Here is a 13,890-nt window from a genome sequence, read left to right on the forward strand (position 1 = left end):
AAAAAGCCAGTTTTTTTAATAAATTTGTTATAGATTAGTAATAAATTATGCTAATAAGAGTTTCCTTTATATTCTGATCTTTAAAGTACTTTATACAATATATTCCAATGCAAGAGAGGAGTGACGAAGGATTTATTGGGCATTTATTATCCTGCAATGACTCTTATCTTTAAACTAACAAGTGTTTTTATCTCATTATCTGCTTGTGAAAGTAGGTTTGGGGTTTTGTCATTGATTACGCTCCTCTTGAGCATTGGTTTATCTTTTTCCTTTTTTTTATTAATCAGATGATTTTCTTTGCGATGTGGCTTGTGGTGAGTGGTGCTCTTGCTTGTGTTGGTGAGGCTTGTTTTCTTGTTAGGGAAAGGTTCTTTTTTATACTCATTCTAAATAAAGTCAGTTTTCCTTCTCTTTTTATATAAAAAATGCCCATCTTTGTGTCTCTAATTAAGTGAAAGATTTTTAGTATGCTTTTATCTGATTTGAACACGGGAGAGAAAGGTGTCATTGTACGCGTAAATGGAAGTGGTGCTTTTCGTAAACGTATTCTCGAAATGGGTTTTATAAAAGGAAAAACCATAAAGGTGATATTAAATGCTCCCCTCAAAGACCCTATTAAATATAAAATAATGGATTATGAGGTTTCGCTCCGAAGAAGCGAAGCTGCTCTAATCGAAGTTATATATCCTGATTCACATAAAGTAAGGGATGAGAATCTGCCGCACTCTGCGACGAACGAATCTTTAGGTTATTATTCCACCACGGAAGATGTGGTAACATCTTTGCGAAAACCGAGTTCCGATTCGAAAAAAGTAATAAGGGTGGCATTGGTAGGTAATCCTAATGCCGGAAAAACTTCCCTCTTCAATATTGCTTCCGGAGCTCACGAACATGTAGGTAACTATGGTGGGGTAACCGTCGATTCGAAAGAAGGAAAGTTTAAGCATGGAGGCTATACTTTTAAAGTTGTAGACTTGCCCGGAACTTATTCGCTTTCGGCATATACTCCGGAGGAATTGTTTGTAAGACGACATATTGTAGAAGATAAACCCGATGTGGTTATTAATATTGTTGCTGCTTCCAATCTTGAGAGAAACCTGTATTTGACTACCGAGCTTATCGATATGGAGGTGTCTACGGTGATCGCTCTTAATATGTATGACGAACTATTAGAAACGGGTAGCGAATTTGATTATCAGAGCCTGTCTCAGATGATTGGTATTCCTATTGTTCCTACAGTTGCTAAAACGGGAGTAGGTATAGGTGATCTGTTCGATGCGGTGATACGTGTCTATGAAGAGAAAGAACCTGTCGTTAGACGTGTACATATATATTATGGGAATGTTGTAGAAAATGCAATAAGCAAAATCAATATACTTCTTGAAAAGGAAAAAGAAACATCGTTGATTTTCCCTCGCCGTTATATTTCAGCAAAATTGTTGGAAAAAGATAAAGATGTAGACGCCTATGTTGGCTCATTGTCAAATGCTGTGGATATCTATGCTCTGAGAGATAGTGAGGTTAAATATATAGAAGATACACTAAAAGAAGATACCGAATCTGTTCTGACGAATGCCCGTTATGGTTTTGTGGCAGGTGGTTTGAAGCAGACACTCAAAGAAAAGCTTTTCGAGTCGGACGTAACCCGGATGATAGATGCGGTGGTTACCAATAAGTATATTGGATTCCCTGTGTTTTTCTTTTTTATGTGGGTGATGTTTGAATGTACATTCCGTTTGGGTGGATATCCTATGGAGTGGATTGAAAACGGGGTGGCAGTACTTGGTAATTTTATCCGTGGAAATATGGTTGACGGTATGCTTAAAGACTTAGTTGTTGATGGTATTATCGGCGGTGTTGGCGGTGTTATCGTCTTTCTTCCCAATATATTGATCCTGTATGCTTTTATTTCCTTTATGGAAGACTCCGGCTATATGGCTCGGGCAGCTTTTATAATGGATAAGGTGATGCATAAAATGGGATTGCACGGAAAATCTTTTATTCCATTGGTTATGGGATTTGGTTGCAATGTGCCTGCGATACTTGCTACAAGAACTATTGAAAGCCGTAATAGTCGGATGATAACTATGTTGGTTAATCCGTTTATGTCTTGTAGTGCACGATTGCCTGTGTATTTGTTGTTTGTAGGAGTTTTCTTTAAGTCGTATGCAAGCTTTGCCTTATTTGGTTTGTATTTTACCGGGATTCTATTGGCTGTGATTTCTGCCCGCTTATTTAAGCGTTTTCTTTTCCCGAAGGAAGATACACCATTTGTAATGGAATTACCACCTTACCGTATGCCTACAATTAAGTCGGTGACTATACATATGTGGGATAAATCTCAGCAGTATTTGCGAAAAATGGGAGGTGTTATTTTGGTTGCATCTATTATCATCTGGTTCTTGGGTTATTTTCCACGAGACAAAGAACGTGAGTTGAAATATGATAATATGATAACTCAGGTTGAGCAGCAAGAAGGGCTTGGTGATGAAGAAAAGAGTGCTCAAATCGAAGAAATAGAAGAGGGTAGAAATACAGAGCATCAAGAAGAGTCGTATATTGGTCGTGTAGGTAAAGCTATCGAGCCTGTGATGAGGCCTCTCGGTTTTGATTGGAAGATAAGTGTTAGTCTTCTTTCGGGTATGGCGGCCAAGGAAGTTGTGGTGAGTACTTTAGGTGTATTATATACGGGGAGCTCTGAAGATCAGGAATCGCTGGAAGTTCGTCTTTTAGCAGATAGGCAAGCAGATGGAGGCACAACATTTACTCCATTGGTAGTTGTCAGTTTGCTGCTTTTTGTGCTGATTTACTTTCCATGTGTCGCAACTATTGCTGCTATAAAAGAAGAATCCGGCTCTTGGAAATGGGGTGTTTTTAGTATTGTTTACACAACTTTACTAGCCTGGCTTATTTCTTTTGTAGTCTATCAAGTTGGATATTTGTTCTGATTTTCTCTTATTTTCTTTCTTTTTTATTCTATTGTTTCTTATTGTTGTAATTATAATATGTAAAGGGCGGCTTTGGTTGCTCTTTTCTTTTTTTTTGAAAAAGTTACAATTAAATGTTAAATCTCTGCTTTTTCGAAAGAATAAAGCGGGTGTTTTTTTAGTGTTTTTTTGGTGTATAGCTTCTGGATGGTTTCAATATGTAATGTATTTAACATTTGTGTTACTTGTATATGTTTGTAAATCTGTATTTAATTATGTTTGTTCTTTCAAAATGACAAAATTTGTATAATTTAATCTAAGATTTGTTTTTTCGTGAAAATTGCCTAATTTTGTATATCAAAAAACAAACTGATGCTAAAAAGTCTGATATTGCATCAAAGTGTTAGCATCGGAATGAAGTTTTAATTTAGAAATTAAAGTAGTGTTTGTATGATGAAAAGAGTGATGTTAATTCTATCCTGCTTATTTATAAGCATAGGATTTATTACAGCACAAACAACTCGCGTAACCGGTGTTGTCGTGGACAATGTAGGAGAGCCAGTTATTAGTGCTTCAGTCGTAGTAAAAGGGACTACCGTTGGTGTTTCGACTGATTTGGATGGTAATTTTTCGATAAATGTACCTGAGGGTAAAAATACATTAGTATTTTCTCTTATCGGAATGAAAACAGTGGAAGTTAAGATTTCTCAAAATATGAGAGTCGTTATGGAGAACGATGAACATATTTTGGGTGATGTCGTTGTTACGGCATTAGGTATTACAAGAGATAAGAAAGCGTTAGGCTATGCTACTCAAGATGTAAAATCCGACAAGCTGAATATGACGGGTAATACAGACTTAACTAAATCTCTACAGGGTAAGGTTGTAGGTGTAGATTTGAAAAACTCTAGTGGTATGCCTGGAGCATCATCTCAAGTCGTTATCCGTGGAGCTCGTTCTTTTGATGGTGATAATACTCCGCTTTATGTTGTTGATGGTATGCCGATTGCAAGTACATCTTATTACGATACAGGTAATAGTGTTAGTGGTTCAGACGTTGCAAATAGAGCGTTGGATATCGACCCTAATGATATTGAGTCTGTTAATATATTGAGAGGTCAAGCCGCTGCAGCTCTTTACGGACTTCGCGCATCTAACGGTGCTGTGATTATCACAACTAAAAGTGGAAAAGGTAAAACGATTGGTAAAACAAATATAAGCTTAACGCAAACTGTTGCTTTTGATGTTGTATCTCGTACTCCTGACTATCAAACAACTTGGGCTCAAGGGATGAGAGGAGTATATGCTTCGAGCAAGTCAAATGATAATTCTCATGCATCTATGGCATGGGGGCCTAAAATCTCAGATTTACCTAATGATCCTCTTTATGGTGGTAATGGTAAAGGACATGATGGGAAATATCAAGTTCCTCAATTAATAGAGGGCGGATATGCACCTGAAGATGCTTGGGTAACACCTGGAGTTTATGATAACTGGAATGACTATTTCAGAACAGGTGTTCAGTCTACAACATCGGTTCTAGTTAGCCGAGCTGAAAATACTGGGACTTTTGCTGTTGGTATTTCTTATACAGATCAATCTGGTATAGCATTGAAAACAGGTCTAGAGAAATGGAATGCGAAAGCTAATGGAGATAAAAAATTGAATGATCATTTTACAGTAGGTTTTTCTGCTAATTTCTCCAAAAATAGTGTAGATAAATTATCTGGTGCAAATGATGGTTCCTTAGCGGGAGTAATGGGCGCACCTGCCAGTTATAATCTTAAAGGAATGCCTTATCGTACAGCAAGTGATCCGTACAAACAAGTTTATTATCGCAGCTTAACTTTTGATAACCCTTATTGGATACAATATAATAATACGTTTTCGGAAAATACAAATCGTTTCTTTGGAAATTTATTTGGTCAATATGAAACTAAATTAGCTGATGATCATAAGATTACCCTTAAATATCAATTGGGTGCGGATACTTATACCACTCATTATCAAGATGTCTTTGGTTATGGTCATGCTGGTAAAACAGGTACAATAGATAATTATGGTATAACTCAATTTACTTATAACTCTTTGTTTACCGCAGTTTATGATTGGAAAATTTCAAATGATTTAGACTTTAACTTTATAGCAGGGAATGAATTAAATCATACTAATAATAAGTCTTATAGCGAATATGGTGAAAACTTTAATTTTGGTGGTTGGAATCATATTGGGAATGCTAATACAGTTACTGCAAGTGAAGGACAAAGTCAGGAGCGTACAGTGGGCTTTTTTGGAAGTATGTCACTTTCTTATCTGAATATGTTGTATTTTAATGCAACTGCTCGTCAGGATATCGCCTCTACTATGCCTCCCAAAAATAGAACATTTTTCTATCCGTCTGTATCGTTGGGATTTGTGTTTACAGAACTAGAACCTTTCAAGAACCAAAATGTACTTAGCTTTGGTAAAATTAGAGGTTCTTATGCAGAAGTAGGTCAGGCAAGCTCTAGATATATGAATAATTATTACTACCGTCCTACTTATGGCGGTGGATTTTGGCAAGGACAACCTATTGTTTATCCTGTAGATAATGTAAGTGGTTATGCGCAGTATCCTAATCTGTATGACCCTAATCTGAAACCGCAAAATACAAAATCATGGGAAATAGGCTTGCAATTGAATTTCCTTCAAGATAGAATAAGTCTTGATTATACTTTTGCTAACCAAAATACTGTCGATCAGATATTTCCGGTTCCTCTTCCTGGATCTACAGGTGCATCATCACTTATAACTAATGGTGGACAGATGAAATCTACTTCTCATGAGCTTATGTTAAATGTAACTCCAATACTCATGAAAGATTTCCGTTGGGATATAAATTTGAATTATTCGAAATTGGATAATAAAGTAGTTTCATTGCGTGAAGGTGTTGAATCTATTATGCTTGGAGGATTTGTAACACCTCAGGTTCGTGCAGGTATAAACTCTACATATCCTGTTATTTATGGAGTTCAATATAAAAAAGATAAAGAAGGACGTATATTAGTGGACGAAGATCCAAATAGTGTAACTTACGGTATGCCGATGGCCGGGGAACCTGGAGTAATAGGAAAGGTTTCTCCTGATTTTATTTTGGGTGGAGGAACAACGTTGACCTATAAGTCTATTTCGTTAGGAGTAGTGTTCGAATGGAAAAATGGTGGTCAAATGTATTCAGGTATGAATGGTTTGATGGATACATATGGTGTTTCTAAGAGAACTGAAGATAGAACTTCTACTTTTATTTTCAAAGGCTATAAAGCAGACGGAACTCCTAATGATATTGTTAGAGGTGGTGCTAATGATAAGAATGCTTATCAAACTTTATATTCTGATGTACTTTCCAATATTGATGAATCATTTATATATGGTAACTCATTTTTAAAATTAAGGGAGATTTCTCTAAGATATGCTCTTCCTAAATCAGTATTCTCGAAAGCTGATGTTGCTCTTTCTGCTTTTGCTCGTAATATTTTGCTTTGGACAGAATTACCGAATGCAGATCCAGAAAGTTCACAAGGTAACAACAATATGATGGGTGCATTTGAACGCTTCTCGTTACCCCAAACTACTAGCTTTGGTTTTAGTGTTAATGTAAATTTCTAAAGATAGATAAGATATGAAAAATAGAAATTTTTTACTTATATTATTGATGTCATTGGGGTTGTTTTCTTGTACCGAAAGTATCATGCAAGATATTAACGAGGACAAAAATCACCCTGCCGATATGGCTTCAAAATTTATAATTACGGATGTAATTAATAATACATCTTTTAGTGTAATAGGCTCTGACTTCTCATTTTACGCTTCAGTATATGTCGAATATAATGTAGGAGTGCATGGCCAAATGTATAATGCTGAGATTAGAATTGGTGAACCAACAAGTGCAACTACCTATAATAATAGCTGGAATAATGTCTATTCTAATTTGTTGAACTTGAAGAAAGTTATAGAGAAATGTTCGCCTGGAGGCTCTGAAGAAAGTGATACAGCAGTTTTAGGGATAGCACAGGTTTTAAGTGCCTATAATTTGGCTACATTAACAGATCTAATGGGTGATGTGCCTTGGACAGAAGCATTACAGCCAGGTGTTATTTGGACTCCAGTTCTAGACAAACAACAAAGTTTGTATGAGGTTATAAATAAATTAATAACTGATGGTATAGCTAACCTTGAAAAAACATCAAGTGTTCCGGTTATTGGAACTCAGGATCCTATTTATAAGGGTGTAGCAAGTAATTGGGTTAAATTTGCTTACGGATTAAAGGCACGTCTAGCAATGCGTTTGTCGAAAGTTAAACCTGATTATGACGCTGTAATTGATGCAGCAAATAAATCTTTTACGGCAAAAGGAGAAGAGGCATTATTTAAATGTGGAACTATTAAAAATCCATTTAGTATCTTTCTAACAGATAGAAAAGCTATGGGGGCAAGTCAAAGCTTACATGATAAGCTTGTTGCAAAAAATGACCCACGTGATGGAAAGTTCTTTAAACCTTATCCGGGTACAAGTGAATTAATTTTTGCTCCGAATGGTAACCCTAATCAGGTACAGGGATCATATGGTGTGTCAGCTCTCTCTACATCTACTCCTACAGCTCCAATTTATTTGATGAGTTATCATGAACTTGAATTCCTAAAAGCAGAAGCTTACGCGCGTAAAGAAGATCTTATAAATGCAAAAATTCATTTAAAGAATGCTGTAATTACAGCCTTTACAAATGTTGGAATTGACGCTGAAGATGCAACTGATTATTATACAGCTTCTATTGAACCAAAACTTAAAAATCCGGCAGATGCATTAAAAGAGATTATGATGCAAAAATATCTAGGATTATTTGAAGGCGAATCACTTGAAACTTATAATGATATTAGACGTCTAAAAGCAATGGGAGAAGGTGATTTTATACCATTGGCTAATACAAAAAATTTCCCTCTTAGATTTACTTACGGGGCTGAGGATGTGACGACAAATAAAAATGTTGCAGAAGCTTACGGTGACGGAAGTTATGTGTATACGGAAAATGTATGGTGGGCTGGAGGCTCCCGTTAAATGCGTAATTTAAATTAATTAGATTGATTATGAAAATATATATTTATGCAATAGTGACTGTTTTATTATTAGTTACAAGTTGCAAAGATCATAACGATAATTTAGTAGAGGAAAGAGGTACATATGTTGTACCAGTATTATCTGAGCCTTCCCCTGGTTATTTTACTGATAATCTTGAAAAAAGTTACGTTCAGTTTGATTTATCTTTACCGGAAGGAGAAAAAATTGATAAAGCTGAAATAGAAGTGACCCATGGAGATAAAAGTGCTATCTTAAAAGAGGTGTCTATTCCATCTACTGGAGTAAAAGTTACAGCAACAGAAGTGCTTAATGCCCTGAAAATGCCTGTGAGCGATTATAAATTAGGTGAGACTTTCAATTTGTATATTCTTACAACTAAAGGAGGAGTAGTGACTCGCTCGGTAGCGACATTTCCTATTGCTGTTGTCTGTTACTTTGATCCGGTAATGTTACTAGGTTCATTTGAGTTTAAGTCTGACGACTGGGGAGTAGCTGGTAGTGTAACAATGGTTGCTGATGCCAATGACCCATATAAGATTTACATCGAAGGATATCCTCAGGCTGAAGGGCTTACAGGAAATGGAAACAGAATAACACTAAATGTTAATCCAAGTAATTTTAGTATAACTGGACCAAAGGTAGTTTTAGCTGATAACCTAGCCGAATGGGATCTAACTTATACCAATTATGCTTATGAACCAGTCTCTGGAAAATATAGTGCTTGTGATGATGCTTATACTGTTACATTTGCAATATCTGTTGCACAAGGTTCATTTGGAAATAACGTATTTACATTTAAGAGAGGAGCAAAATAACTCTCAATTTGTAAATTGAATTAGCAGCCCTAAAGAAGTATTATGTATAGTACTTTTTTAGGGCTTGTTTTTATTCCGTTAATCTGATGTTAAGAAATCGAATGTCTTCTTCTGTCTTTACATCCTTTTTTATGTCTTTTAACCTCTCTTTAACGTCATCTTTCTTTTATCTTATGTAACTTTGTTTTCAGAAACGGAGGATAAATATATGTTTCAAGAAATTATTGTTGGTATTATAGGCCTATCTGTTGCCTTCCTTGTATTGTTTAAAATTTACGGATTCTTTTTTTCTAAGAATGAGCAAAAAGGTAGCTGCGGATGTTCCGGTTGTGGCTGTAGTACCAAGCAAAAACAAGTAAAATATTGAGGTTTTATTTGGAGTGAAGGATAAATATTCATATATTTGATATAAAGATTTAAGTCGTGTTGGTCGATTGGGAAGCTCATCAATTAAAAAATGACCGAGACAAGCTTTTGATTCTAATGGCGGGCCACACCTTCGGGTTGCTTAGCGCGGTGGATTACAAAGGGATCGAAGCACTCAAATCCTGTTTTACGGAGTTTCGGTATATCCACCAATACGACTTTCTATACAAAAGGAGTTACTTTCATTAAGTAGCTCCTTTTTGCGTTATAAAACGTTCTTTATTTTTATTTCATATTTTCTTTATGGTATAATTTCTTTTGTTATTTCTATTAATTGTATATTTGTAACCGAATAATATTGATTGTTGTTATTTATATCAAACAAAAATGGACACTTTAGAGAAACTGACCGCTGAAAAATTACTTAGTATTAGGGCTATTAAACTGCAACCTTCAAACCCTTTTACATGGGCGTCAGGATGGAAATCACCTATTTATTGTGATAATCGTAAGTTGATATCGTATCCTCGCATACGTACTTTTATTAAAACCGAATTATCTCGTCTTATTCTCGAAAATTTTCAGGAGGCTGATGCCATAGCAGGAGTTGCTACAGGAGCTATTGCACCCGGAGTTTTAGTTGCTGATGCATTAGGTTTGCCGTTTGTTTACATACGGGCTACACCTAAAGATCACGGATTGGAAAATCTTATAGAGGGTGAGTTGAAACCGGGGAGTAAAGTTGTAGTAGTAGAGGATCTTATATCTACAGGATCGAGTAGTCTTAAAGCAGTAGAGGCGATTCGTCGCGATAGCTCTGAGGTAATTGGAATGGTTGCTAATTTTACATATGGTTTTCCTGTTGCAACAGAAAATTTCAAAAAAGCTGATGTGAAGCTAATTACTCTTACCGATTACGATGCTGTCCTAAAAGAGGCTTTACGCATAGAATATATCGCCGAGTCTGATCTGGATACATTACAGGAATGGAGAAAGTCTCCGGCAGATTGGAAATAATCCATAATATATAATGGCTGAATTTGTAAGTGAAGTAAAAACTATTCCGCATTCTGATGCGGATATATATACAGTGCTTTCCGATTTGAACAATCTGGAACTGGCTAAAGATAAGATACCACAGAATATGGTCAAAGATTTGTCCTTTGATCAGGATTCGTGTACCGTTACTGTTGATCCGGTCGGAAAAATACGTTTTGTTGTGGTTGAACGTGACCCCAATAAAACAATAAAATTTCAGGCAGAGCAATTACCTTTTGATGTCACAATGTGGATACAACTAAAATCCTCAGCTGATGACGAAACTAAGATGAAGCTCACGATTAAAGCTGATTTGAATCCTTTCTTGAAGCCGATGGTTTCTAAACCATTGCAGGCAGGATTAGATAAGGTAGCCGAAAGCCTTTCTGCTTTACCTTATGCTGATATTTTGAATAAAGGAAGAATAGAGGAATAGCCAATGAAACTTTGGGAAAAAAGCGTTCAAGTAAATAAAGATGTAGAGTCTTATACCGTTGGACGAGACAGGGAGTTGGATGTATATCTTGCTCCTTATGATGTTTTAGGCTCTATGGCTCACATCACCATGTTAGAGTCTGTTGGGTTATTGACAAAAGAAGAACTGGCTGTTTTAATCAAAGAGTTGAAAGGAATATATAAACAGGCTGTTTCGGGCGAATTCGTAATAGAGGATGGCATCGAAGATGTGCATTCTCAGGTAGAACTTATGCTTACCCGTAAGCAGGGAGATATCGGTAAAAAGATCCATAGTGGTCGTTCCCGTAACGATCAGGTACTGATTGATCTGAAACTTTTTGCCCGTGATCAGATTCATTCTCTCGTAAATTCGGTTACGAAACTGATCGATGTCCTTTTGCTGCAAAGTGAGAAATACAAAAACATCCTCATGCCCGGCTATACGCACTTGCAGATAGCTATGCCTTCATCTTTTGGACTATGGTTTGGTTCTTATGCTGAAAGTCTTGTAGATGACCTTCAGTTACTCTTGGCTGCATATCGGATATGCAATCGGAATCCACTCGGATCGGCGGCAGGATATGGATCTTCATTTCCCCTCAATCGTCAGATGACAACCGATTTGTTAGGTTTTGACTCCATGAATTATAACGTTGTTTATGCACAGATGGGACGTGGTAAGATGGAGCGTGTAGTTGCTTTTGCCATAGCTAACATTGCTGCAACATTATCTAAATTGTCGTATGATGCATGCTTATACAACAGTCAGAATTTTGGATTTATTAAATTGCCTGACGAATATACTACAGGATCGAGCATAATGCCTCACAAGAAGAATCCTGATGTATTTGAGCTTACACGCGCAAAATGCAATAAGTTGCAAGGCCTGCCGAACAATATAACGTTGATTACCAATAATCTTCCATCCGGATATTTCAGAGATTTGCAAATAATTAAAGAGTTATTTATTCCTTCATTTGAAGAAATGAATGATTGTTTACAGATGGTTGCGCAAATGATGGGTGAAGTGAAGATAAACGAACATATACTGGATGATCCTAAATATCTTTTGATATTCAGTGTCGAAGAAGTTAACAGACTGGTTCTGGAGGGTGTTCCTTTCCGTGATGCTTATAAGCAAGTTGGACTGGAAATAGAAAAAGGGAATTTTAGTCACAATAAAGAAGTACATCATACGCATGAAGGTAGTATTGGTAACCTGTGCAATGATCGTATTGATATACTCAAGCAGCAGATTGTGGATCAATTCGAATTTGAGAAAGTGATATCTGCTGAGACAAAATTACTTGGAGAGAATTGAATTCTTTACCAAATAAGTTTTAATGCATAGCTTAATATTTATATATGAAAGAATCTGAAATAATCCTGGCGAGCTTGTCAGGAGAAGATAAGCCCGGGGTTACTGCAGCCTTAACTGCGGTTTTAGCAGATCACAATGCCAATATACTTGATATAGGGCAGGCTAATATACATCATTCTCTTTCTTTGGCAATTATGTTTGAAGCAACGAATGCCGGAGACGTTATAAAAGATTTGCTTTTTAAAGCTACAGAATTGGGCGTTGTTATCCGATTCTCACCCATCAGTAAGGACAATTATACCCGCTGGGTGAATCTTCAGGGAACAAAGAATAGATATATAGTTACAGTTCTGGGACGTGTTTTAGACCCTTCTCATATTTCGGCTGTAGCACAAGTAAGTCAGAAACATAAATTAAATATCGAAAAGATAATACGTCTGACAGGTCGTGTGCCATTGGCTGCTTCGGAACGTCCAAGCCGTTCATGTATTGAATTGTCAATCAGAGGAACTGTAGATGATGTAGATGCCCTGAAGCATGATTTTATGAAACTTGCCGATGATATGGGGATTGATATCGCTTTTCAGGTAGAAAATATGTATCGCCGTATGCGTCGTCTTGTTTGTTTCGATATGGACTCTACATTGATTCAGACCGAAGTTATAGATGAGCTTGCCGAACGTGCAGGAGTGGGAGATGAAGTAAAAGCTATTACCGAAGCTGCTATGCGAGGAGAAATAGATTTTAGTGAAAGCTTTAAGAAACGTGTAAGCTTGTTGAAAGGTTTGGATGAGTCTGTTATGCAGGATATTGCAGAGAATCTTCCTGTAACAGAAGGAATGACACGCCTTATCCGCATATTGAAGAAGAGCGGATGTAAGCTGGCTATATTATCCGGCGGATTTACTTATTTTGGAAATTACCTGAAAGACAAGTATGGTTTCGACTATGTTTATGCAAATGAATTGGAGATTGAAGACGGTAAATTGACTGGCAATTATGTAGGCGATATAGTGGATGGTAAGCGTAAAGCCGAGTTGCTTCGTTTGTTGGCACAGGTAGAAAAGGTTGATATTCGTCAGACTGTAGCAGTAGGAGATGGAGCCAATGACCTCCCTATGCTGAATATTGCAGGACTAGGTATTGCTTTTCATGCTAAACCAAAAGTGAAAGCAAATGCGAAACAATCCTTATCCAATGTCGGTCTGGATGGTATTTTATATTTCTTGGGTTATAGAGATTCTATGCTCGAAGGAGAGAAGTAAACAAATACAAAATATAAATTTTAATTTTAATAGGCTGTCTTGTAAGGGATGGCCTGTTTTTTTAGTATTAACACGGATGTTAGTGATGTTTTGTCTTTATTTGATAAATATATAATATCCAATTAGTAGAAGTCTGAAAATATATGGAACGTGATTTTTTGCACAGAAAAGATATATAGGAACTTTCTTTCCGTATCAAGTATAACTTTTAGATATTTTGGGATTATAATAATATCTGAAAGGAGTTATACCCAATAACCGCGCTATCCAAAATCCACTTTCACAAGCGGAAATTTAAATCTGTAAGGTCGGTAATAAATAAGGAGACTTACTCGGATATTGGGGGTTACAAATGCCCAGAACACCCTAAATAACTCCTTCCTGATATTTTATCATTTTCCTATCTCTATAAACAGGAAAATATATATTTATGCCACATTATTGGCAAAATTTTACTATTGTGTGTTAGCTACACATCTGTAGCCAATACAAATATAGGCAAATATTTGATATTAACGATAGTAGTTATGTTAAAAATACACGAAGGTGTTAATGAAATGGAAAAATGATAGGTTTACCGTGTTTGTTT

The 13,890-nt window shown here is 36.3% G+C and carries 8 protein-coding genes; all 8 read left to right on the plus strand.

Translation table 11 applies throughout. From position 1 onward, the window contains the following. Window positions 1-467 precede the first annotated feature (467 nt). The 8 genes from feoB (at window position 468) to serB (ending at window position 13,301) form a co-directional block, all read left to right on the plus strand. The gene (gene feoB / locus BGO84_RS08635) at window positions 468-2,948 is read left to right on the plus strand and encodes a ferrous iron transport protein B (protein WP_291028811.1); all 2,481 of its coding nucleotides are present in this window, start codon (window positions 468-470) and stop codon (window positions 2,946-2,948) included. Window positions 2,949-3,377: 429 nt separating this feature from the next. Beyond that, window positions 3,378-6,572 (plus strand): SusC/RagA family TonB-linked outer membrane protein, encoded by a 3,195-nt coding sequence (locus BGO84_RS08640; RefSeq protein ID WP_135104918.1) that lies wholly within the window; start codon window positions 3,378-3,380, stop codon window positions 6,570-6,572. 13 nt (window positions 6,573-6,585) lie between these two features. Continuing rightward, on the plus strand, window positions 6,586-8,019 hold the full coding sequence (locus tag BGO84_RS08645; protein ID WP_135104919.1) for a SusD/RagB family nutrient-binding outer membrane lipoprotein: 1,434 nt from the start codon (window positions 6,586-6,588) through the stop codon (window positions 8,017-8,019). A 29-nt stretch (window positions 8,020-8,048) separates the two neighbouring features. Then, on the plus strand, window positions 8,049-8,855 hold the full coding sequence (locus BGO84_RS08650; RefSeq protein ID WP_135104920.1) for a hypothetical protein: 807 nt from the start codon (window positions 8,049-8,051) through the stop codon (window positions 8,853-8,855). 753 nt (window positions 8,856-9,608) lie between these two features. After that, a complete protein-coding gene (pyrE, locus tag BGO84_RS08655) occupies window positions 9,609-10,238 on the plus strand; it encodes an orotate phosphoribosyltransferase (RefSeq protein WP_006843174.1) in 630 nt (209 codons plus the stop codon). A gap of 13 nt (window positions 10,239-10,251) precedes the next feature. Next, entirely contained in the window at window positions 10,252-10,695 is a 444-nt protein-coding gene (locus BGO84_RS08660) for an SRPBCC family protein (protein WP_135104921.1), read from the plus strand. Between the two features lie 3 nt (window positions 10,696-10,698). Next, window positions 10,699-12,036, plus strand: a complete 1,338-nt coding sequence (argH, locus tag BGO84_RS08665) for an argininosuccinate lyase (protein ID WP_291028812.1) — start codon at window positions 10,699-10,701, stop codon at window positions 12,034-12,036. Window positions 12,037-12,080: 44 nt separating this feature from the next. Next, window positions 12,081-13,301, plus strand: coding sequence for a phosphoserine phosphatase SerB (serB, locus tag BGO84_RS08670; RefSeq protein WP_283685967.1), 1,221 nt, complete (start codon window positions 12,081-12,083; stop codon window positions 13,299-13,301). Window positions 13,302-13,890: the final 589 nt, after the last annotated feature.

This window comes from Dysgonomonas sp. 37-18 (assembly GCF_001899125.1).
Classification (GTDB): domain Bacteria; phylum Bacteroidota; class Bacteroidia; order Bacteroidales; family Dysgonomonadaceae; genus Dysgonomonas.